This is a genomic window from Streptomyces sp. NPDC050439 (assembly GCF_040655335.1).
In the GTDB taxonomy this organism is placed as follows: domain Bacteria; phylum Actinomycetota; class Actinomycetes; order Streptomycetales; family Streptomycetaceae; genus Streptomyces.
In genome coordinates this window covers 293474-315262 of sequence record NZ_JBFAJT010000009.1, presented here as the reverse complement: position 1 = coordinate 315262, position 21789 = coordinate 293474, and the positions used below count along the sequence as shown (strand labels likewise).

Annotated in this window: 16 protein-coding genes and 1 pseudogene; 7 read left to right on the top strand and 10 right to left on the bottom strand. The window is 70.9% G+C overall.

All coding sequences use genetic code 11. The features are described 5' to 3' along the window. Window position 1: 1 nt before the first annotated feature. From AB0I66_RS33860 to AB0I66_RS33845, 4 genes are all read right to left on the bottom strand, one after another. Window positions 2–835 carry a hypothetical protein gene (locus AB0I66_RS33860; protein ID WP_363211819.1) on the bottom strand — a complete coding sequence of 278 codons (834 nt, stop codon included), beginning with the start codon at window positions 833–835 and terminating at the stop codon, window positions 2–4. Between the two features lie 112 nt (window positions 836–947). After that, entirely contained in the window at window positions 948–2489 is a 1542-nt protein-coding gene (locus AB0I66_RS33855; protein ID WP_363211818.1) for a CehA/McbA family metallohydrolase, read from the bottom strand. A gap of 90 nt (window positions 2490–2579) precedes the next feature. Further along, a complete protein-coding gene (locus tag AB0I66_RS33850; RefSeq protein WP_363211817.1) occupies window positions 2580–2906 on the bottom strand; it encodes a hypothetical protein in 327 nt (108 codons plus the stop codon). Window positions 2907–2985: 79 nt separating this feature from the next. Beyond that, a complete protein-coding gene (locus tag AB0I66_RS33845) occupies window positions 2986–3402 on the bottom strand; it encodes an ankyrin repeat domain-containing protein (RefSeq protein ID WP_363211816.1) in 417 nt (138 codons plus the stop codon). Window positions 3403–3535: 133 nt separating this feature from the next. Between AB0I66_RS33845 and AB0I66_RS33840 the strand changes: the two genes are divergently transcribed. The 3 genes from AB0I66_RS33840 to AB0I66_RS33830 are packed head-to-tail and all read left to right on the top strand — an operon-like array spanning window position 3536 to window position 7693. Next, complete coding sequence (locus AB0I66_RS33840; protein WP_363211815.1) at window positions 3536–4075, top strand: hypothetical protein; 540 nt, start codon at window positions 3536–3538, stop codon at window positions 4073–4075. A 39-nt stretch (window positions 4076–4114) separates the two neighbouring features. Then, window positions 4115–5023, top strand: coding sequence for an LLM class F420-dependent oxidoreductase (locus AB0I66_RS33835; protein ID WP_363211814.1), 909 nt, complete (start codon window positions 4115–4117; stop codon window positions 5021–5023). A gap of 36 nt (window positions 5024–5059) precedes the next feature. Then, complete coding sequence (locus tag AB0I66_RS33830; RefSeq protein WP_363211813.1) at window positions 5060–7693, top strand: bifunctional FO biosynthesis protein CofGH; 2634 nt, start codon at window positions 5060–5062, stop codon at window positions 7691–7693. A 19-nt stretch (window positions 7694–7712) separates the two neighbouring features. Here the strand turns inward: AB0I66_RS33830 and AB0I66_RS33825 are convergent, their stop codons facing one another. After that, a complete protein-coding gene (locus AB0I66_RS33825; RefSeq protein ID WP_363211812.1) occupies window positions 7713–9116 on the bottom strand; it encodes a VCBS repeat-containing protein in 1404 nt (467 codons plus the stop codon). 239 nt (window positions 9117–9355) lie between these two features. On the opposite strand from AB0I66_RS33825, the gene AB0I66_RS33820 reads away from it, so the two are divergent. Together AB0I66_RS33820 and AB0I66_RS33815 are read left to right on the top strand one after the other, a co-directional pair. Beyond that, window positions 9356–12685: a tetratricopeptide repeat protein gene (locus AB0I66_RS33820; protein WP_363211811.1), complete on the top strand. Its 3330-nt coding sequence runs from the start codon at window positions 9356–9358 to the stop codon at window positions 12683–12685. A gap of 146 nt (window positions 12686–12831) precedes the next feature. Beyond that, window positions 12832–13950 (top strand): ADP-ribosylglycohydrolase family protein, encoded by a 1119-nt coding sequence (locus AB0I66_RS33815; protein WP_363211810.1) that lies wholly within the window; start codon window positions 12832–12834, stop codon window positions 13948–13950. Between the two features lie 62 nt (window positions 13951–14012). On the opposite strand, the gene AB0I66_RS33810 is transcribed toward AB0I66_RS33815, so the two are convergent. Together AB0I66_RS33810 and AB0I66_RS33805 are read right to left on the bottom strand one after the other, a co-directional pair. Continuing rightward, complete coding sequence (locus AB0I66_RS33810) at window positions 14013–15590, bottom strand: sodium:solute symporter family protein (protein ID WP_363211809.1); 1578 nt, start codon at window positions 15588–15590, stop codon at window positions 14013–14015. Between the two features lie 299 nt (window positions 15591–15889). Then, entirely contained in the window at window positions 15890–16678 is a 789-nt protein-coding gene (locus AB0I66_RS33805) for an SDR family oxidoreductase (protein ID WP_363211808.1), read from the bottom strand. Window positions 16679–16753: 75 nt separating this feature from the next. Here AB0I66_RS33805 and AB0I66_RS33800 point away from each other — a divergent pair, with 75 nt between their 5' ends. Then, a complete protein-coding gene (locus AB0I66_RS33800; RefSeq protein ID WP_363211807.1) occupies window positions 16754–17593 on the top strand; it encodes a hypothetical protein in 840 nt (279 codons plus the stop codon). A 97-nt stretch (window positions 17594–17690) separates the two neighbouring features. Here AB0I66_RS33800 and AB0I66_RS33795 read toward each other — a convergent pair whose 3' ends face one another. From AB0I66_RS33795 to AB0I66_RS33785, 3 genes are all read right to left on the bottom strand, one after another. Continuing rightward, a complete protein-coding gene (locus AB0I66_RS33795) occupies window positions 17691–17888 on the bottom strand; it encodes a DUF397 domain-containing protein (protein ID WP_363211806.1) in 198 nt (65 codons plus the stop codon). Between the two features lie 227 nt (window positions 17889–18115). Then, window positions 18116–18973: a helix-turn-helix transcriptional regulator gene (locus tag AB0I66_RS33790; RefSeq protein WP_363211805.1), complete on the bottom strand. Its 858-nt coding sequence runs from the start codon at window positions 18971–18973 to the stop codon at window positions 18116–18118. 416 nt (window positions 18974–19389) lie between these two features. Further along, window positions 19390–20172: a GPP34 family phosphoprotein gene (locus AB0I66_RS33785; RefSeq protein WP_363211804.1), complete on the bottom strand. Its 783-nt coding sequence runs from the start codon at window positions 20170–20172 to the stop codon at window positions 19390–19392. 199 nt (window positions 20173–20371) lie between these two features. On the opposite strand from AB0I66_RS33785, the pseudogene AB0I66_RS33780 reads away from it, so the two are divergent. Continuing rightward, window positions 20372–21789, top strand: a pseudogene (locus tag AB0I66_RS33780) (hypothetical protein); the annotation flags it as partial.

Sequence of the window (21789 nt, the reverse complement as noted above, 5' to 3'; positions counted from 1 at the left end):
CTCAGCCCGCGAGCAGCTTTCGCAGTGACGCCTTCAGGTTCGTGACGAAGGCGTCGCGGCGTTCCCGGGGGACGAGGTCCAGGGACAGGTACGGGTTGAGGTCCTCCAGCTCGACCAGGAGCAGATCTCCCGACCGGGTGCGGCAGGCGTCGACGCGTTGGATGCCGTGGGTGACGGTGTTCCAGTCGACGAAGCCCTGGGCGAAGACCAGATCGGCGGGGGTCGGGGTGTAGGTCTCCAGGACCCAGCGCTTGTCGGGGTGCGGTGCGTGCAGGGCGTACTGGAAGGTGTCGTCGACGAAGTAGAACGACACCTCGTACGCGAAGTCGATGCGCGGCTGGAGAAGGAAGGTGTCCCCGGCGCCGACGTGGTCCGGCAGCTCCGCCCGGGACAGGATCTTCAGGCCTATCGAGTCCGCGCCCTGCTTGGGCTTGATCACGTACTCGGCGGTGTCCGGGAGCCTGTCGAGGTCCGTCAGGCGGTCGACGGTGGGGATCACCGGGTGGCCTTGTGCCGTCTGGTCGACGAGGTACTGCTTGCCTGCCATGTCCGCGCCGCCGGTCAGCTGGTTGTAGACGCGGGTGTTCGAGGCGAGCGCCTGGGTGCGGAAGGCGTCGAAGGCCTCCTGGTAGTTCAGGACCGGGCCGCTGTTGCGGATCAGTACCGCGTCGAAGGAGTCCATCAGCGCGGCGGCGTCCAGCGGATGGCACAGCGCCGTGTCGAAGTCCTCGCGCAGGCAGGCGGCGAGCGCGATGTCCTCGTCGCAGTAGCGGCGGCCCCGCGCCTGGTAGGCGAGGTCGGTGACGAGCAGGAGGCGGGGCTTGGCGGACGGCATTGACGGCTCTCCAGGGTTGCTGGTTGTCGACCGACCCTATGCGTCTGCGCCTGCCCTCGCGAAGGACGGCCCCGCCCTTGGGCAGGGGCGGGGCCGCCCGATCGGGAGACCTTTAAGTCCGGCCCAGGAAGATCGGGTTCGTGAAGGCCGTCAAGGGGCCCGGGAGGGTCGGCACCGTCGCGGGGTGGCGGACCTCGGCCCGTACGTACGCCGCGTACGAAGGCGTCGTACGCCACTCCGCCGTGCCGCTCCCGGAGGCGGGGAGCGCGGGGGCCGTGAAGAGCACGCCCTGGTCGGTGACGAAGCGGATCGTGCAGCCGGGGGCGCCCGTGACGTCCAGGCGGACCGTGACGGGGGCGTCCTGCTCGACGTAGAGGCGGTCGCCGATGCCCGCCTGCTTGCCCCTGCCGCCGGTGGCGGTGAACTTCAGCGAGACGTTCTTGGACTCGGCGACGTAGCTGTGGCCCGCGCGGATGCCCGCCTGGATGGCCTCGCGGGACAGGTCGTCCGCGAGGACCACCGTCTGCGGGGTGCCGATGGGGTCGGGGTCGCGGTGGGCGTCACTGTTGCCCATGGCGGGGATCCAGGGCTTGCGGCCGCGGACGGCGGCGACCAGCGTGCTGTCCCAGTCGGCGAGGGAGATCTCGTCGTCCGGGGTGTACGCGCCGTTCCACACCTCCACCGCGTCCGCCTCGCCGAAGCCGAACTTCCAGTTGCAGCCGATGCAGGTGGCGTGCGGATGGGCGGGGACGACGAGGCCGCCCGCGTCGCGGACCTCGCGGGCGTACTTGCCGAAGCGGTTGTCGCGGGCGCGGTAGCGCCAGTCGACGAACGTGCCGGGGTCCGTGCCGAGGGCGACCACGTGGCCGTTGCGCGTGGTGATCTCCTCGCCCAGCATCACCAGGAGATCGTCTCCCGCGTGCTCGGCCCAATGGGCGTGCGCGGAATGCGTGTTGTGCTCGGAGGAGTTGATGAAGTCGAGACCCGCGGCGCGCGCGAGGGCCGCGATCTCGGCGGGGGTGCGCCTGCCGTCCGAGTGCCAGGAGTGCAGGTGGCAGTCGCCGCGGTACCAGGCGCGGCCCCGCCCCTTCGCCCGCTCCGGAGGGTAGGTGGGCCTGGGCGCCTTGCCGGGCGCCCCGAACTTGAGGGTGATCGTGACCTCGTAGGGCAGGCCCTGCGGTGCGACCGTGTACGGGCCGAGCGCGATGTTCCAGGTGCCCGCCTTGACCGGGCCCGGGATGTAGCCGGGCGTCGCCTCGTCGGCGCGGATGAAGAACTCGGTGCGCGCGCCGCCCGACCAGCCCCTGAAACCCTTGCCGCCGAGCGCGGTGCCGCGCTGGTCGAAGATGCCGATGTCGAGTGCGTTGCCCTGCGTGCCCGCGGGGACCGTGACCTTCTCGTAGGTGTACGCGACGTGGATCTCCCGTACGCCGTCCGGGACTTCGACCGGCAGGTACACGAAGTCGGGGGACCCGGTGGGCAGCGTGCCGCGCACCACCTTGGTCTCGTCGCCACTCCTGGAGTCACGCCCTGCGGCGCTCGCGAAGCTCACGCTGTTCAACGTAAGCGCGGCGGCGGCTCCCGTCACGAGCAGACCGCGCCGGTTCAGGGGTGTGTCGGCGGGTCTGGCCCGGTGGTGTTCGTCCTCGCACATGTGTCGGCTCCCCAGGGTGTCGGAAGGGACTGCAGGGCAACCCTGGTATTGAGCCGTGAACTCCCCGCCAAGGGAAGGCAATTGACAGACTTACGCCCGGTGTCGGGCCTTGCGCACACGGCGGACGGCGATCATGACGATGATGATGATCGCGATGACGGCGATGATCCCGATGATCAGCCCGATGCCGCCCTTGGACTTCTTCTTTTTCTTCTTCTTGGGCTTGGACTGCGCCTCGTCGGCCGCCTTGGTGTCCGTACGGACGGTGACGGCCCCTGTCGCGTACGCCGCCGAAGAAGAAGCAGCCGTGGCCGCGACCGACACGGTCCGCGGAGTGACCGCGTGGGCCCCCGCGGAAGCCGTGCCTCCCAGCAGCGCGCCGAGCAGCAGCAGGACGGTCGCCAGACGAAGTCGCATGATGGAGCCCCCCAATTCCCCCGGAACTCGCCGGAATACCCCGGTTCTGGCGGATCCTAGGCCACGCGGAGCCCCACGCCTAGGCGCTCGCGCCGGCGGCCCGCAGCACGTCCGCCGTCTCCGCGTGGGAGCCCTGCGTCGCCCACCCCAGCGGGGAGATCCCGGTGCCGTGGTCCTCGCGGAGGTTGGGGTCCGCTCCATGGGCGAGCAGTTCACGCACCGCGTCGGTGTGACCCCAGCACGCCGCCCCGCACAGGGGCGTCCCCTGGTCTCCGTGCCCGCTCTCCACGTCGGGGTCGGCGCCCGCCTCCAGGAGCGCCCGGACGATGGGCGCCGCGCCGTGCACGGACGCGCCGTACAGCGGTGTCGTGCCGTCGGGGTCGGGGGTCCTGGGGTTCGCTCCGGCCCGCAGCAGCGCCTTGACCTGCGTGGTCCAGCCCAGCTGCGCTGCCATGACGAGCTGTTGTGTCTGCTTCTTGCGTCGTCTTCTGCTCATCGGGCGCCAGGGTAGTTCGGGAGCCGCGCGAGGTGGTCGGATTTTTCGCTCCCCCGTGCGGCGGAGGCCCGGTGGCCCTGATCGGTCCGTACGTCGATGTGACGGGCCTACGCCCGCGGCCAGCATGAGGCCCATGCTGAAGATGAGCGCTCTTCCCGATGTCCCCCGGTGGGCCGTGATCGCCGCCCACGCCGTGCCGCTGGCCACCCTGCCCTCGGGGCTGTGGCGGGTCGCCCTGGTCGCCGGGCTCCCGGTGGCCGACATGCCCGTGGAGGGCTGGGGCGAGATGCTCTACGTCCTCGGGCTCAGCGTCGTCTCCGAGTTGCTCGCCCTGCTGACGCTCGGCCTGGTGCGCGGCTGGGGCGAGGTCGTGCCGGGGTGGATACCGCTGCTCGGCGGGCGCCGCGTGCGGCCGCTCGCCGCGGTGATCCCGGCGGTGCTCGGGGCCGCCGGTCTTTTCCTCATCACCGGCTGGTTCGTGTACGCCGCGTTCGCGGATCTGGGACCCGGCGTCACGGACAGCGCGGCCAAGCAGACGCTCCTGGTGGTCAGCTACGCGCCGCTGCTCCTGTGGGCCCCGCTGCTGCTCGCGGTGACGGCCGCGTACTACAAGAGGCGGACGCGAGGTGCGGGCGCGGCATGGACTCCTGCGCCGCTGACGGCTAGTAAGTGAGCCCCGCCAGCGACAGCAGTGACAACAGGAGGCCCTCCCGTGCGAGTTGCCGCCACCCTCTACCTCACCGACGAGACCATCACGCCGATCCGCCTGGCCCAGGACCTTGAGCAGCGGGGCTTCGCGGCGCTGTACCTGCCCGAGCACTCCCACATCCCGGTGTCCCGCGAGACCCCGTACCCCGGCGGTGAACTGCCGCCCGAGTGCGCCCGGATGCTGAACCCGTTCGTCGCCCTCGCCCAGGCCGCCGCCGTCACGCGGCGCCTTGGCCTCGGCACGAACATCACGCTCGTCGGGCAGCACGACCCCATCGACCTCGCCAAGCAGATCGCGACCCTCGACCATCTCTCCGGCGGCCGGTTCACCCTCGGCATCGGCTACGGCTGGAACAAGGAGGAGGCCGCCGACCACGGCGTCGAGTGGCGCACGCGGCGCGCGCTCGTGCGGGACCGGATGGCGGTCATGCGGGCCCTGTGGGCCGAGCGGCCGACGGCGTACGAAGGGGAGTTCGGGAGTGTGCGCGCCAGCGAGGCGCACCCGAAGCCGGTGCATGTGCCCCGCATACGGCCGCGCATGAAAAGCCCTCTGTACGGCCCCCGCACCCTCATCGGCGGAGCCGCCGGGCCCAAGCTGTTCGCGCACATCGCGGAGTACGCCGACGGCTGGCTGCCCATCGGCGGCGGCGGTCTGCGCGACGCGCTCCCGCAGCTCCGCGCCGCCTGGACCGACGCGGGCCGGGACCCCGCCGACCTGCATGTGGCGCTGTCCGCCGTCGAGCCGACCGAGGGCAAGCTCGCCCACTACGCGGAGCTCGGCGTGGACGAGGTCATCGTGCAGCTCCCGGCGCGCGGTGAGACGGAGGTGCTGCGTGCGCTGGACGGATTCCAGCGATACGTGCCCCTCGCACCTGCCCCCGACAGGCGGCCGGCAACCAGCACTGACCTGTAGCTGTTTCTGCGGGAGGTCGCTCGTATGCTCGGACGCATGACCAACAGCGCGCCGCAGGACAAAGCACCCCAGGGGCCGACGCCGGCGCCGGCACGGCCCACCGCGAACGCCATGCGTCGCGCGCTCAAACGCGCCAGGGACGGCGTCGCGCTCGACACCGCCGAAGCCGCCGTGCTGCTCCAGGCGCGCGGCGACGACCTGAAGGACCTCGCCGCGTCCGCCGCGCGGGTGCGGGACGCGGGCCTCGCGGCAGCCGGGCGGCCCGGCGTCATCACGTACTCGAAAAAGGTCTTCATCCCGCTGACGCGGCTGTGCCGGGACAAGTGCCACTACTGCACCTTCGTCACCGTCCCCGGCAAGCTGCGGCGCGAGGGCCACGGCATGTTCCTCTCGCCCGACGAGGTCGTCGACATCGCCCGGCGCGGCGCCGAGATGGGCTGCAAGGAGGCCCTGTTCACGCTCGGCGACCGGCCCGAGGACCGCTGGCCCGAGGCCCGCGAGTGGCTGGAGGCGGAGGGGTACGACGACACCCTCGCCTATGTCCGCGCGATGGCGATCCGGGTCCTGGAGGAGACGGGCCTGCTCCCGCACCTCAACCCGGGCGTCATGACCTGGACCGACCTCCAGCGGCTCAAGCCCGTCGCGCCGTCCATGGGCATGATGCTGGAGACGACCGCGACCCGGCTGTGGAGCGAGCCCGGCGGCCCGCACCACGGCTCGCCCGACAAGGAGCCCGCCGTCAGGCTGCGCGTCCTGGAAGACGCGGGGCGCTCGAACGTCCCCTTCACCACCGGGGTCCTCATCGGGATCGGCGAGTCGTACGAGGAGCGGGCGGACGCGCTCTTCCGGCTGCGCTCGACGCAGCGTTCGTACCACGGCATCCAGGAAGTCATCGTCCAGAACTTCCGCGCCAAGCCCGACACGGCGATGCGCGGCATGCCGGACGCCGAGCTGGAGGAGCTCGCCGCGTGCATCGCGGTGTCCCGGCACATCCTCGGCCCGAGCGCCCGCATCCAGGCCCCGCCGAACCTGGTGGACGCCGAGTACGCCCTCCTGATCGGCGCGGGCATCGACGACTGGGGCGGCGTCTCGCCCCTGACGCCCGACCACGTGAACCCCGAGCGCCCTTGGCCGCACATCGACGAGCTGGCCGAGAAGACCGCGGACGCGGGCTTCGAGCTGCGTGAACGCCTCACGATCTACCCGGAGTTCATCGAGCGCGGCGAGCCCTGGCTCGACCCGCGCCTCCTGCCGCACGTGCGGGCGCTCGTCGACCCGGAGACGGGCCTCGCGAACCCCGACGCCCGGCCGAGCGGCCTGCCCTGGCAGGAACCCGACGAGGGGTACGTCGCCTCGTCCGGCCGCACGGACCTGCACCGCACGATCGACACGACGGGCCGCACGTCGGACCGGCGTGACGACTTCGACGAGGTGTACGGCGACTGGGAGACCCTGCGCGAGCAGGCCGCGCCCGGCATGGTCCCCTCGCGCATCGACGGCGACGTACGGGCGGCCCTGAAGACGGCCGCCGACGACCCGACGCGCCTGACGGACGAGCAGGCGCTCGCGCTGCTGCACGCGGACGGGCCCGCCCTGGACGCGCTGTGCGGCATCGCGGACGACCTGCGCAAGTCAATGGTCGGCGACGACGTCACGTACATCGTCACGCGCAACATCAACTTCACGAACGTCTGCTACACCGGCTGCCGCTTCTGCGCCTTCGCCCAGCGCCGCACGGACGCCGACGCCTACACGCTCTCCCTGGACCAGGTCGCCGACCGCGCCCAGCAGGCGTGGGAGGTCGGCGCCACCGAGGTGTGCATGCAGGGCGGCATCCACCCGGACCTGCCCGGCACCGCGTACTTCGACATCGCGCGGGCCGTGAAGGAGCGCGTGCCGGGCATGCACGTGCACGCGTTCTCGCCGATGGAGGTCGTGAACGGCGCGACCAGGACCGGCCTTTCGATACGGGACTGGCTCAGCGCGGCGAAGGAAGCGGGCCTGGACTCGATCCCCGGCACGGCCGCGGAGATCCTCGACGACGAGGTGCGCTGGGTCCTGACGAAGGGCAAGCTGCCGACGGCGACATGGATCGAGGTCGTGAAGACGGCCCACGAGCTGGGCATCCGATCCTCGTCCACGATGATGTACGGGCACGTGGACCAGCCGAGGCACTGGCTCGGGCACTTCCGCACACTGGCCGGGATGCAGCGGGACGCGCTGGCCAAGGGGGTCGAAGGGTTCACGGAGTTCGTGACGCTGCCCTTCATCCACACGAACGCGCCGGTCTATCTGGCGGGCATCGCACGGCCGGGCCCCACCACCCGCGACAACCGGGCGGTGGTGGCGATGGCGCGGCTCCTGCTCCACCCGTACATCCCGAACATCCAGACCAGCTGGGTGAAGCTGGGCACGGAGGGGGCGGCGGAGATGCTGCGCTCGGGCGCGAACGACCTGGGCGGCACGCTGATGGAGGAGACCATCTCCCGGATGGCGGGCTCCAGTTACGGCTCGTACCGCTCGGTGAAGGATCTCGTCGCGATCGCGGAGGAGGCCGGGCGCCCGGCGAAGCCGCGCACCACGCTGTACGGAGAGGTGCCGGTGGAGCGCCAGGAGGCGGCCGCCGCTTCGGACGGCCACCTCCCGGAGTTGCTTCCGGTGCTGGAGTAGGTCACACCGGGGGGCGGGGTCAGCCGGTGAGGTCGGCGCCGAAGTAGGCGCCCGCCTCCGGGGTGCCGAGCGAGGACGGGCTGAACGACGTGATGCCGGTCGTCGTCAGGCCGGTCTTCGCGCCGCGGAACAGCCAGGCGGCGCCGGAGTCCTTGGTCGTGCCGTCCTCCTGGGGCACGCCCACGGTCAGGTCGGCGAGGCCGTCCTTGTTCACGTCGGTGAGCTGGACCGCCTCACCGAAGTTGTCGCCCTTCTCCGAGACGCCGGGGACGTTCGCCGTGTCCTGGTTGAAGGCCTGGGCGCCGGTGCCGGTCAGGCCGCTCGCGCCGCCCTTGAGCAGGACGACCGCACCGGTGTCCGCGACGTTGCCGAGGTTCTCGCCGGGCACGCCGACAACGATGTCTGCGTAGCCGTCGCCGGTGACGTCACCCGCGGAAAGGGAGTAGCCGAACTGGTCGCCGCGCTCGGGGCCGTTGATCTCGGCGGCCTCGCTGGCGCCCGGGACGCCCGCGGTGTCCTGGTCGATCTTCGCGGTGCGGGTGGAGAAGCCGGACTTGGAGCCGTAGACGACACGGATCGCGCCCGCGTCGTACACCTGGGTCTCGGAGACCTCGTCCACCTCGTGGGCCACGAGGTCGCCGTAGCCGTCCTTGTCCACGTCGGCGATGACGCCGTTCGTCGTGAACTTCTTGGTCGGCGTCGACGTCGTGGAGAGGCCGTCCTTGGTGCCCTTCCACAGGCGTGAGGAGTGCTGCATCTCCTCCATGGCGTGGCCGGTCACCAGGTCGTCGGCGCCGTCCCCGGTGACGTCGCCCACCATGAGGTCCTGGGGGCCGTCGTCGCCGTTCTCGACGGACGAGGTGGAGGCGGGCTTCCCGTCGCGGGTGAACGGGCCGTAGTTCACCTTCAGGGTGTTCTGCGAGTTGGCGACGAGGTCCGTCTTGCCGTCGCCGTTGAAGTCACCGGCCTTCAGCTCGTTCACGTAGTCGCCCGGCAGCTCGGCGCCCTGGGTCAGTCCGTTCGCGGAACCCCAGACCACCGCGTGGGTCTTGCCGTTGTTCACGGTGAGGTCGGTGTATCCGTCGCCGTCGAGGTCACCGGCCTCGGTGGACGCGCCGAAGCTGCCGTCCTCCTCGGGGTCGCCGGGAATGCCGGGGGTGGTGCGGTTGATCTGCTTGGCGTGCGCGGTGTCGGGGCCCGAGGCCGAGCCGTACACGATCGATACGTAGCCGGCGCCTGCCGTGCCGTCGACGGCGCCGCCGCCCGCGGAGATGGCGAGGTCGGCGTATCCGTCATGGTTGAAGTCGGTCACGGGCTTGCTCGCCGCGGCGGGCGCCGCGGCGGCGGAACCGGCCGTGACGACGACGGCGAACGGGGTCGCGAGCGCGGTCACCGCGACGGCGGCTATGAGTGAGCGACGCACTGGTCCTCCTGTGGGGTAACTGCTGTGACACCAGGGAAGACAGGCCCACGGGTGAAGTGGTTGTACCCCGCAGGTTTCTTGTTACGACGCCCGGACATTCCCGTGACGTTGCCCTCCGTTTCCCGCCACACGGTTTCGGCCCGCCGTCCCCGGGACCGGTGGAACACTGGGCGCAGGGCAGTCCGTATCGCGGGGAGGGTGATCCTGTAGTGGTGTCGGCGGGGGCGGAACAGCCGTCCATGCAGGAGCTGATTCGCCGCCGCAGGCGTGCGGGGTTCGTCGGCCGCCGGGGTGAACTCGACGCGTTCCGCGCGAACTTCGACGTTCCTCCGGCGGACGAGCGGCACCGTTTCCTGTTCCACGTGCACGGGATCGGCGGCGTCGGCAAGACGTCCCTGGTGCGGGAGTGGGAGCAACTCGCCCGCGAGCGCGGCGCCTTGACCGCGTACGTCGACGAGTCGGTCGGCAGCGTGCCCGAGGCGATGGCGGCGATCGCCGCCCAGTTCGCTCTGCGGGGCCGCCGCTGCAAGGACCTCACCCGGCTTCTGGCGACCCACCGCGAACGCCGTCACGAAGCGGAATCGGCGTCGGCTGCGGCGATGTTCGAGGCCGCGGGCCAGGAGCCCGGACCCGCGGGAGTGCCCACGCCTTCCACCGGCAGCATGACCGCCGCCCGCGCGAGCCTGGTCGGGCTCGGCCTCCTGCCGGGCGTGGGCGCCTTCGCGGGAGCGGTCGACCCGGCCCAACTCGCGCAGGGTGCCGACAGATTGCGCGCGGGCCTGAGCGCGCGCCTCGGCAACCAGGACGACGTCCAGCTGGTCCTGTCCCCTGAGCGGGTCCTCACCCCGGTCTTCCTGGACGAACTGGCCGACGCGGCGAAGGACGCGCCGTGGATCGTCCTCTTCTTCGACACGTACGAGAGGACGGCGCCGTTCCTGGACAGCTGGCTGCACGACGTGATGCTCACCGACCGGCACGGTGCGCTGCCCGCCGACGTGATCGTGGTGACGGCCGGGCAGCGGCCCTTCGACACGGTCCGGTGGGGCGGCTACGGCGACTTCGTCATGGATGTGCCGCTCGGTCCCTTCACGGAACTTGAGGCGCGGGGGCTGCTCGCCGGGAAGGGCGTGGTGGCGGAGCCGGTGGTGGAGGAGGTCCTGCGGCTCTCCGGCGGCCTGCCCGTCCTGGTCTCCACGCTCGCCGAGGGCAGGCCCGCGGCCCCGGACGACGTCGGTGACCCGAGCGCCACCGCGGTCGAGCGCTTCCTGAAGTGGGAGCGGGACCCCGTGCGCCGGGCGGTGGCGCTGGCGTGCGCGCTGCCCAGGAGCTTCGACGCGGATGTGTTCCGTGCGGCGGTGGACGGGATCTGCACGGACGGGGAGGTGCCCGGGCTCTTCGGCTGGCTGCGGGGGCTGCCCTTCGTGAGCGACCGGGGCGACCGGGTGCAGTACCACGACGTGGTGCGGGCGCCGATGCTCCGCTCGCAGCGCAGGGGGTCGCCACGGGGGTGGGCGGAGGCGCACGGCCGCTTGGCGGAGACGTTCGCGGCGTGGCGGGCGGAGGCGGAAGCGGGCGTGGACGCGGCGGAGTTGTGGGAGTCGGAGGCCTGGCGTGAGCTGCGGCTCGCGGAGTCGTACCACCTGCTGTGCGCGGGGGAGCGGGGAGCGCTGCCCGCTGTCCTGCGGGAGGTCGTCGACGCCTGCGACATGGGCGAGGTCGTGGCCCGGCGCTGGGCGCAGGTCCTGGTGGACGCCGGGGAGGACGCGGGCGCGGCGGTTGCCGGGCGGTGGGGGCGGGACCTGCTGGCCGCGCTGACGGAGAACGCGTGCGCCGACGCCCTGGGACTGCTGGCCGACCGGGCGGGCCTCGACGTGCGGGGGCAGGCGGTCGCCCGGATGCTGCGGGGCCGCGATCTGCGGGAGAGCGGGGCGTACGAGCAGGCGCTTGCCGAGTACGACCGCGCCCTCGCCCTGGAACCGGAGCTGGCGCGGGCCCACTACGGCAAGGGGTCGACCCGGGCCAAGCAGGGCGATTTCGACGCCGCGATCACGGAGCTCGACCGTGCCCTCGCCGTGGACCCGGACTACCGCCGGGCCCTGCGGCTGCGGGGCGAATACCACCGGGTGCTCGGCAACTGGGGTGAGGCGATCAGGGACTTGAGCAGGGCGATCGAGTTCCGGCCGACGGACGCGTATGCCTGGGCGTCCCGGGGCGCCGCCCAGTACAGCATCGAGCAGGACGACGAGGCCCTCGCGGATCTGAACCGGGCGGTGGAACTCGACCCGGAGTACGCGTGGGCGCTGGCGCGCCGTGCGCGGATACGACGTCACCGCGGGCAGCACGCGGAGCAGATGGCGGACCTGGACCTCGCGGCCCGGGTTTCCCCGCAGTCGGCGTTCGTCGCGTGTGAGCGGGGTGACGCCCTGCGGACCGCGGACCGGCCGGAGGAGGCTCTCGCGGATTACGACCGGGCGATCGGGCTCAACGACGCGTACGCGTCGGCGTACGCGAGCCGCGGTGCCGCGCTGAACGACCTCGGGCGGCACGAGGAGGCGCTCGCCGACCTGAACCGGTCCCTCGACCTTCATCCCGACAACGCCTGGGCGCTGACCCAGAGGGCAGGCGTGCACCGAGCCCTGGCCGATCACGAGCGCGCGCTCGCCGACGTCGACCGGGCATGCGCGCTCCGGCCGGACAGCGAGGGGCTGCTGTACCTGCGTGGCGCGGTCCTGCACGATCTCCGGCGGTACGAGGAGGCATGCGCCGAACTCGACCAGGTGCTCGGCATGGCTCCCGATTACCAGCTGGCGCTGGTGCTGCGCGGCTCCACGCTGCGGAAACTGGGCCGATACGCGCAGGCGTCGGCGGATCTCGACCGTGCCGTCGAGGCGGAACCGGACGACGGCTGGACGCTGGCCGTCCGTGCGCAGACCTGTCTGGCGTGCGGCCGCTGGGAGCAGGCCCTCGCCGATCTCGCGCGCTATGCGGAGATCGGTGTGGACCTCGCCTGGGCGCGCCGCAAGACCGCCGAGCTCCACATGTGGACGGGTGACCCGGAGCGGGCGCTCGCGGTGCTGGACGTGGACGACCCCGACGACGGCGAGGAGCTGGCCAAGGCGTATCGCATGACGGGGCAGTGGGACCGTGCGCGGGAGGCGGCGCGGACGCTCGCCGCGGCCGACGAGGAGGCCGGTGCGTTCGTCCTGGCGCTGACGGAGAGCGGCGCGAAGGGGTGTGACGCGGCCCTCCCTTCGTGGCAGGAGGCGATCCGCCTCTGGCAGCCGCGGGAGGCGCCGCCCTCCGTAGCCGACGACTGCGTGCACGTGGTGTCTGGTGCGGCCATGGCCGACTGGACGTCCCTCGACGCGAGCCTGGACCGCGTCCTGGCCACGGCGCCCCCGGAAGTCGACTGGGAGGACTTGGCGGAACTCTCCGACCTCCTCACCGGACTCCTCGACGCCCCCGGCGCCGACCGGCCCCGCCTGGCCCCGCGCCTGGCCAGGGTGGTCGCGGCCAGGGACGCGTTCCGGGAGCGGTGGAGCTCGCAGGCGTCCTGCGGAGATCTCTGAAAGCCCAGGTGAAGGCCGGTCAAAAGTGACCTGAAGGGCGTCTCCTTAGAAATCGCATCGACCCTGAACCGACTGTTCCCGGTCGATTACAGTGCTGCGCAGAACATGCGCGGAAGTGCAGGGGGCGAGCCAGGGGAGGAGGTGCCGTGAGTACCGCAGCAGCCACCGGAGTCTGGGGGCGCGCCGAGCAGCAGGACTTCCGGAGCCGGGTGCGCGGCACTCTCCTCGGAGCCGCCGTCGGGGACGCGCTTGGCGCGCCCGTCGACGCGCTGAGCCTGGACGAGATACGCGAGGCGCACGGCGCCGAAGGCCTCACCGAACCCGCCCCCGCGCACGGCAGACGCGGCGCCGTCACCGCCGCCACCCAGCTCACCCTCTTCACCGTCGACGGACTCATACGCGCCCAGGTGCGGCGCGACACCGGCGCCTGGCATCCGCCCACCGACCTGCACCGCGCCTACCGCCGCTGGGCGGCCACCCAGAGCGACTGGGGGCCCGACGAACGGCGCAAGGAAGACGGCTGGCTGGCCCGTGAGGAGTGGCTCTACTCGCGCCGCTCGCCCGCCCGCGCCTGCCTGATCGGGTTCGGCGACGAGAACATGGGGACGCTCGAAGCCCCCAAGAACCCGGGCGAGCAGGGCGCCGAGGCCGTCACCCGGTCCGCGCCCTTCGGGCTCCTCGTCGGCTGGGAGCCGCAGCTGGTGCTGCAGCTCGCCGTGGAGTGCGCCGTACAGACTCACGGGCACCCCACCGCCTATCTCGCCGCCGGCGCGCACACCATCCTCGTCCACGGTCTCGCCCGCGGGGATTCCCTGGACGGCGCCATCCAGCGGGCGCTCGCCCTGCTGGCCGCCCGGCCAGGTCACCAGCCCGTGACCGACGCGCTGAAGCACGCCCTGGGAGCCGTACGGCAGGGGATGCCCACTCCCTCCCGGGTGGAGGAGCTGATGGGGGACGGCGGCGCCGAGGGCGCCCTTGCCGCCGCCGTGTACTGCGCCCTGGTGGGCGAGGACATCCGCCACGGGCTGCGGCTCGCGATCAACCACGGCGGTTCGTCTGCTGCCGCGGGCGCCCTGTGCGGGGCGCTGCTCGGCGCGCTGCACGGCGAGACCGCGTTGCCGCCCGCCTGGCTCACCGAGCTGGAAGGGCGGGCCACGATCCTTGAGCTGGCCGACGACTTCGCGATGGAGATGACGCAGGGTCCCGCGCTGCACGGGCCTGCGGTCTCGTCACCCGGGTGGCTCGCGCGGTATCCGCGGGCATAGAAACGCCGGGTGGGCCGGAGGTGTCACCCCCGGCCCACCCGACGACTCCCGCAGCTGTCGCGTCAGTCCTTCACCTGCGAGCGGGCCACACCCTCCCGCTCGAAGGGCTCCGCCGGTGCCGGAACAGCCGCCGCCGCCGAGCCGTCGTCATCGGTATTGATCTTCTCGATGATCGCGTCCCGCTCCGGAGTGTCCTCCGGCTTCAGGTAGCCGACCAGGATGTAGAGGATCAGCGAGACCGCCAGCGGGATCGAGACCTGGTACTCCAGGGGCACCCCGCCCTCGACGGCCCAGTTGATCGGGTAGTTGACCAGCCAGAAGGCGAGCAGGCCCATCGACCAGCTGGTGAGCGCCGCGGTCGGACCCGACTTGCGGAACGTGCGCAGCAGACCCAGCATCATCGGGATCGCGATCGGACCCATCAGACCGGCCACCCACTTGATGACGACCGTGATGATGTCCTTGAACGCGGGCGAGTTGACCTGTGTGGCCACCGCCATGGACAGGCCGAGGAAGACGACGGTCGTCAGACGCGCGGCGAGCAGGCCCGAGCGTTCGTTCCAGAGCCTGGCCTGCCGGGAGATCACCGGCGCCACGTCCCGGGTGAAGACCGCGGCGATCGCGTTGGCGTCCGAGGAGCACATGGCCATCGTGTGGGAGAAGAAGCCGACGATGACCAGGCCCAACAGGCCGTGTGGCAAGAGTTGTTCGGTCATCAGGGCGTACGAGTCCGAGCCGTCCGGCTTCTTCGCGTCCACCAGGAGCGGGGACATCCACATGGGGAAGAAGAGGATGACCGGCCACACCAGCCACAGCACCGCCGAGAGCCGGGCCGATCGCGCGGCCTCGCGGGGGGTCGCCGTGGCCATGTAGCGCTGGGCCTGGTTGAGCATGCCGCCGTTGTACTCGAAGAGCTTGATGAAGAGGAACGCGAGCAGGAAGATCGTGCCGTACGGGCCGACCAGCGGCTTTCCGTGGCCCGCGAGTTCGGGCTCGTCCCAGACCCCGAAGAAGCCGCCGTGCGGGCCCAGCTTCGACACCACGGCCACGAACATCGCGACACCGGCGAGGAGCTGGATGATGAACTGGCCGAGCTCGGTGAGCGCGTCCGCCCACAGGCCGCCGATCGTGCAGTAAATGGCGGTGATCACGCCGGTGATCAGGATGCCCTGGTTGATCGAGATGCCGGTGAAGACGGAGAGCAGGGTGGCGATGGCGGCCCACTTGGCGGCCACGTCCACGATCTTCAGGAGCATCCCGGACCAGGCGAGGGCCTGCTGGGTCTTCAGGTTGTAGCGGTTCTTGAGATATTCGAGCGGTGAGGCCACGTGCAGGCGTCCGCGCAGCCGGTTGATGCGGGGCGCGAAGAGCTTGGAGCCGATGGCGATCCCGAGCGCGATCGGGAACGACCAGGTGATGAAGGACGTGACGCCGTAGGTGTACGCGATGCCCGCGTACCCGGTGAACATCACGGCGCTGTAGCCGGACATGTGGTGCGAGATGCCGGACAGCCACCAGGGCATCTTGCCGCCCGCGGTGAAGAAGTCGCTGACGTTGTCCACGCGTTTGTGGGACCAGACGCCGATCGCGACCATGATGCCGAAGTAGCCGATGAGCACGGCCCAGTCGAGACTGTTCATGTGCCCCCTCCAGGGGTCCGCCTTGTGAACTGTGCTGTTATGCCGTGCACTTCGCCAGTTTCGTGACATACGGACCTGGGCGGCCTTGAAGTGCCCGCTCATCGTGGGTTCGGGTGTGCGGTGCCGACAACCGGCAGTAAGGTCAAGAGCGAGTAAAATCGTTCTGTTTGCTGACCTGCGTTCACATGCTTGACCGACGAGCAGGGGGCCCGGCAGTGAGTTCTCAAGCCCCGGAGCACACGAAAACGGCTGTACGGGACCCAAGTCCCGTACAGCCGTCGCCTGTTCCGCCGAGCGCTCTACCGCATCAGCTCACCCGCGTTCACCAGCAGTGACTGTCCCGTGATCGCCCGCGCCATGTCCGACGCCAGGAACACCGCGGCGTCCGCCACGTCCCCGTCCGTCGCCAGTTCCGGGAGCGCCATCCGCGCCGCGAGACGGTCCCGCACCTCCGTCTCCGGCACCCCTTCGGTGTGTGCGGTGAACTGGACGTACGCCTCTACCGGCGGGCCCCACATCCAGCCGGGCAGTACGGTGTTCACCCGGATACGGTCAGGGCCCACCTCGTGCGCGAGGGAGTACATCGCCGACGTCAGCGCGCCCTTCGACGCCGCGTACGCCGCCTGCCGCACCTGCGAGGGCGCCGCGACGGCCGACTGCGTGCCGATGAACACCACGGAGCCGCCGCGCTCCTTCAGCGCCGGGAGGCAGGCCCGCGTCATCCGCAGCGTGCCGAGCAGATTGACGTCGATGACCTGCTGCCAGGTGGCGAAGTCCGCGTCCTGCACGCCGCCGAAGTAGCTGTCCCAGGCGGCCACATGGACCACCGCGTCGATCCCGCCGAACCGCTCGCGCGCCAGGCCCGCGAGCGCCTCGCACTGGGCCTCGTCGGTGATGTCGGTCGGGCGGTACGCCGTCCGCGTGCCCTCGGGGTCGATCTCGCCGGCGGACTTGGCGAGGTTCGCCTCCGTGCGCGCCCCGAGCACTGCCCGGCCCCCGTCCCGTACGACGGCGGCCGCCACCTGGTGGCCGAGGCCCGCGCCGACCCCCGAGACGACGACGGTCTTTCCTTCGAGGAGCGAGCGCATGGGGCGCCTCCCGGCTCTGGCAGTTTTGCTGACGGGGCGTCAGAGTATGGGCGACCACCGGAGGAAGGAAGACTCATGAGCGAGGACACCCGCAGCGAGGTCTACGGTGAACTGGCCGCCGTCGGCCCGTACGGCGTGCACCCGGGCCACGCCCTGATCACCATGGTCGAGCCGCACCCGGGCCACGAGTGCGCGTACAACCGCTGGTACGAGGACGACCACTACTACGCCGGCGCGATGGCGATGCCCTGGATGTACGCGGGCCGCCGCTGGGTCGCTCCCCGCGAACTGCAACTCCTGCGCCACCCGGAGAAGTCGGCGATCGCCGAGCCCGTGACCGCCGGCTGCTACCTCTCCACCTACTGGGTCACCGAGGGCCGCTACGACGAGCACATGAAGTGGACCGTCGGCATCAACAAGCGCCTGAATCGCGACGGCCGTGTCTATCAGGACCGCACGCACGTGTTCACGGCCTTCCAGGACCACGAGGCCACCGTCTACCGCGACGGGGCCGCCGGACCACGCGACTTCCATGCGCTGGACCACCCCTACCAGGGCCTCGTGCTCGAAGTCGTCGACGCCGAGTCGGGCGCGCAGCGGGCGGAACTGCTGGAGTGGCTGCGGGCCAGGCATCTGCCGCGTGCCCTCGCCGGGTCTCCGGCCGCGATGGTGACCATTTTCCGGCCGACTCCGCTGCCGGGGGACCGGATGACGTACGTGAAGCAGGTGGAGGGAGTCGACACGCGCCTCACGCTGCTCTGGTTCCTGCAGGCCGATCCGCGGGAGTGCTGGCAGGAGCATTTCGCCGGGCGGGCGGACGCGGTGGCGGAATCAGGCCTGGGGAGGGTGGAGCTGGTGGCTCCGTTCATTCCCACGGTGCCGGGAACGGATACGTACGTCGATCAGCTCCGGTAGTCGATCAGCTCCGGGAAAGGCCGAGCCCCCTCGGCCGGGACGGCGGGCCAGTCGAGAGGGCTCAATCGGTGTTGCTTATGCAATTGTCGATCTCTCGTTACTTCTCCCGGCCGACTTCGGAGACGAACGCGCGCCATGAGTCGGCGGGAAAGGCGAGGACGGGTCCCTCGGTGACCTTGGAGTCTCGTACCGAAATCGCTGTCGCAAGAGGGGACTTGACCTCGACACATGCGCCGTTTCCCGTGGAATACGAGGACTTGACCCACGTATTCGTAGCGCCCTGATGAATTGCCATGGTTACTCCGGTTCGCCCAGTGGTTGAGTTGCGGTCACCGCCGGCAGCGGCTGCGCCAACAGATGTTGCTTGATGGCGTGAATGACGCTACTCGCCAACATCGCTGAGTGAAGCGGGCGTTCACTCGACCGGATGGCATATTCCAGTGGGGTCTTCCGCCTCGCCGAGTGGTAGGTGTACCGTGCGGCGCTTTCCCTCGCGAGGCGGTCTCATAGGCGACGTATGCCTCAGCGTGCATACTCTTTCGCGATGTCTGCGATGAGTTGGCGTGATTGATCCACGTTCAGTGCCTGTGCCCGCAGATGTTCGTACATCACGCTGTACTGCTGCACGTCGTTGGCCTTCTCCAGATACAGGTCGCTGGTGACGCCCTCGATGTAGACGACGCTGGAATCCGCCGCATCCGGGAACTCGAGAATCGCGTACTGGCCATTGAGGCCGGGATGCGCGCCCATCTCGAAGGGAATCACCTGGACTGTCACGTGCGGCAGTTGGGACTGCTCCACGAGGTGCTCCAGCTGGTCGCGCATCAGGTGCCGGGAGCCGACCACGCGGCGCAGCGCGGACTCGTCGAGGACGGTCCACAGACGCAGCGGGTTCTCCGGGGCGTTGATGCGCTCCTGGCGGCGGACGCGGACCTGGACTCGCTTCTCGATGTCCGTCGGCGTGGTCTCCGGCAGCGCGCCGGTGATGAGCGCCTCCGCGTACGCACGGGTCTGGAGCAGGCCGGGGACGACCTGCGGGTCGTAGACGCGCAAGGATGCGGCGTCCGTCTCCAGACCGATGTAGACGCTGTACGGGATGTCGCCGAAGGAGTGCCACCAGCCCTGCTGGCGGGAGTCCTTGGCCATTTGCATGAGCGAGTCGACGATGCGGTGGTCCTCGACCTCGTAGACCCCGCAGAGGTCGCGTACATCGCGCTGACTGATCGAACGGCGGCCGTTCTCGAGGCGGCTGATCTTCGACTGCGAGACCAGCAGGCGCTCGGCCACCTCCTCGGCCGTCATGCCCTTGAGCTCGCGGAGCCTGCGGAGCTCCTGGCCCAACCGGCGTCGCCTGACGGTGGGATTGACATTGGACGCCACGGACGTGCACCTCCGACTACATGCCTCTACTTTGCGTATCTGCTGTTCAGCAGAGTGCCACCAACGCGTCGCGCACCGCTGGGAAACAGCCGATGTGAAGTGCGAACTGCCTTGCATTGCCATGCATGCGACGCGAAGACGGACATGAGGACTGGTGCGAGGGGTGCGGCCCGGCCGCGCGGTGCCAGTTGCGCGGCCGCGCGGGGCGGAGGTACCGGTGTCGTCGTCCGGACGGCCCGATGCCAGTGCCCCGCGCGGCCCAGCGGCTCCCGAACCGGGTCTGGGGGACTGCGGTGCGGCGTTGCTGTTGCCGGTACTGCGGGTGAGTCCTTTGTTGCGGGTGTTGCGGGTGTTGCGGGTACTGCGGGTGAGTCCTTGTTTCCCTGTTTCCCTGCTTCCCTACATCTCTGACCGGCTCAGTGGGCCACGGCACGTGCCATGGATCCGCGGCGCGGCTGCATCGGAACCCCGCCGGGCTCCGGCACGGTCCTGGCCGGCTGTCGGCCACCGCCTGGTCCACCCGGCCCACCCGGCCCACCCGGTCCCGCTGGGGCCGGGCTGCGGCGTGGCTGAGCGGCCACACCGTTCTGGACGTCCATCACGGCGTGCGCCACGAGGCCGCCCATCGGGTCGTGCCTGATCAGGTCCCGGAGACGGGAGCGCGATGAACGCCCTTCGTTGCCGGGGTAGAGGTGCTTGCCGAGTCCCACTGCGTGAGCGAGCGCGGCGAGCGCCGCGGTCCGCGGGTCCGGGGGTACGCCGGTGCGGATCGCGCTGTCCAGTCGGGACCTGATGTCCCGGCTGATTGCCGTGTCCGTCGCCTGGTAGCGAGTCGTCGGCAGTACTCCGCACATCTGGCCCGATACGGCATGCACCATGCCGCACCGCTCCAGGTGCGCGAGGTAGATCTGGCGCAGCCCCAGTCGGGGCCCGCCAATCCAGTGGACTGCCCGAACCGGGCTGCCGCGCCTGCGCAGCAGTTCCAGTGCGGAGTCCAGAGTCGGATCTCCGGTCGGCCGTGGCATCACCACGGCGATACGATCCCCGTCTGGGGCTATCCGTCCGGCCAGCGCCAGCTCCACTAGCTGTGCTCCGGCCAGACCGAGGTCGAGCGACTGCGGCTGCGCTGTGGTACCCGTGGCCGGGTCCAAAGCGAGCAGCAGAAGCTCCTCCGGAATTGTTCTGCGGCTCCTGCCCATCCATGCCTCCCCGCGTGGATGAATGACAGGGTGACCCCTCTCACATTGGTCTGTCGAGAGTGCGTGACCGGTACGTACGGGAACCAGTAGGTATGTCGTTCTCGTCTACCACGGGGGTTAAGCCCTCACACAGGACACTGGTACATGGTTCGGACAGCGGGTCCGGCCGTGGTTTTGGCGCAACGGCAACGCGAGCGGCATGGCGTACGAGGAGGCATCGGTGGCGGGCGAGACCCCCGACAGGTCGAAGCAGCGGAAGTCGTCGGGGAACCCGACTGGGGCAGAACCGTCCGTGCCGGCACCGGCGCCGGAGGAACGCGACCCGCGTCTCGCGGTGGCCCGGGAGGTCCCCGCGGCGCGCGAGGAGCGCGAGGATCAGGCGACGGCGGTCTTCTCGACGAAGGCGGTGGCCTCCGGCCCGGACGAGCGCAGCGAGTCCTCGGCCACGCCCGAGGAGCCCCCCAAGGGCGCGAAGGCCCCCGAGCCCGGCGACGCCCGGCTGAGGGCCGCTGTGGCGGCGTGGGTGGCCACGGCGGACGAGGAGGAGGCCCCCGGGGCTGCGGCGGCGGACGCGACCGCCGAGAAAAGCGGGGCTCCGGCTGCCGCCGAGCCGAAGACTCCGGCCACGACGAGCTCCGGCGACGCGGGCGGCTCTGACAAGCCTGCGGACGCGGCAAGCTCCGGCGACGCGGGCAACTCTGACGAGGCTCCCGGCTCTTCCGAGCCTGCGGACGTGGCGAGCTCCGGTGACGCTGCGGGCGACGCGGATGGCTCTGACGATGCCGGTGCGGCCGGTGAGTCCGCCGCGGGGAGCGGGGCTTCGGCTGCCGCCGAGGCGAAGGCTGCGGACGTGGCGAGCTCTGACGATGCCGATGCGGCCAACGAGAACGCTGGCTCTTCCGCGTCTGCGGTGGCCGACGAGCCTGCGCAGACGGACGGTTCCGCGGGTGGCGCGGGCAGTTCCGGTGACGCCACCGCGTCTGCCGAGCTCGCGGCGGCCGATGAGCCTGCCGACTCGGACGATTCCCGTGACGCCGACGCGGCCACCAGCGCCTCTGAGCCCACGGGCACGGCTGGTTCCGTAAGCGCTGCGGGCGGCTCCCGTGACGCCGCTGACTCCGCCGATGAGCCCGAACAGGCTGACGCGGCTGCGGGCCAGGACGGCCCCTCCGGCGACGCGGACGACTCCCGCGACGCTGCCGCCGAGCCCGCGGTGGCACCCGGGCCTACGGCGGACGCAAAGCCCGCCGGGTCCACTGCGGACGCAAAGCCCGCCGAGTCCACGGCTGACGCTGAGCCTGCGAAGCCCCTGGCTGACGCAAAGCCTGCCGCCCCCAAGGCGGACGCCAGGTCCGCTGAGGCCACGGCCGACGCCAAGCCTGCGGAGCTCAAGGCGGACGCTAAGTCCCCCGGTTCCACGGCTGACGCCAAGTCTGCCGACCCCATGGCGGATGCAAAGCCCGCCGAGTCCACGGTTGGCGCCGAGCCCTCTGCCCCCAAGGTGGACGCTGCGCCCACCGCCCCCAAGGCGGACGCCAGGTCCGCTGAGGCCACGGCCGACGCCAAGCCTGCGGAGCTCAAGGCGGACGCTAAGTCCCCCGGTTCCACGGCTGAACG

Coding starts and splice junctions, on each gene's coding strand:
- AB0I66_RS33860 (WP_363211819.1), bottom strand. CDS start 835: ATGCCGTCCGCCAAGCCCCGCCTCCTGCTCGTCACCGACCTCGCCTAC.
- AB0I66_RS33855 (WP_363211818.1), bottom strand. CDS start 2,489: ATGTGCGAGGACGAACACCACCGGGCCAGACCCGCCGACACACCCCTG.
- AB0I66_RS33850 (WP_363211817.1), bottom strand. CDS start 2,906: ATGCGACTTCGTCTGGCGACCGTCCTGCTGCTGCTCGGCGCGCTGCTG.
- AB0I66_RS33845 (WP_363211816.1), bottom strand. CDS start 3,402: ATGAGCAGAAGACGACGCAAGAAGCAGACACAACAGCTCGTCATGGCA.
- AB0I66_RS33840 (WP_363211815.1), top strand. CDS start 3,536: ATGCTGAAGATGAGCGCTCTTCCCGATGTCCCCCGGTGGGCCGTGATC.
- AB0I66_RS33830 (WP_363211813.1), top strand. CDS start 5,060: ATGACCAACAGCGCGCCGCAGGACAAAGCACCCCAGGGGCCGACGCCG.
- AB0I66_RS33820 (WP_363211811.1), top strand. CDS start 9,356: ATGCAGGAGCTGATTCGCCGCCGCAGGCGTGCGGGGTTCGTCGGCCGC.
- AB0I66_RS33810 (WP_363211809.1), bottom strand. CDS start 15,590: ATGAACAGTCTCGACTGGGCCGTGCTCATCGGCTACTTCGGCATCATG.
- AB0I66_RS33805 (WP_363211808.1), bottom strand. CDS start 16,678: ATGCGCTCGCTCCTCGAAGGAAAGACCGTCGTCGTCTCGGGGGTCGGC.
- AB0I66_RS33800 (WP_363211807.1), top strand. CDS start 16,754: ATGAGCGAGGACACCCGCAGCGAGGTCTACGGTGAACTGGCCGCCGTC.
- AB0I66_RS33795 (WP_363211806.1), bottom strand. CDS start 17,888: ATGGCAATTCATCAGGGCGCTACGAATACGTGGGTCAAGTCCTCGTAT.
- AB0I66_RS33785 (WP_363211804.1), bottom strand. CDS start 20,172: ATGGGCAGGAGCCGCAGAACAATTCCGGAGGAGCTTCTGCTGCTCGCT.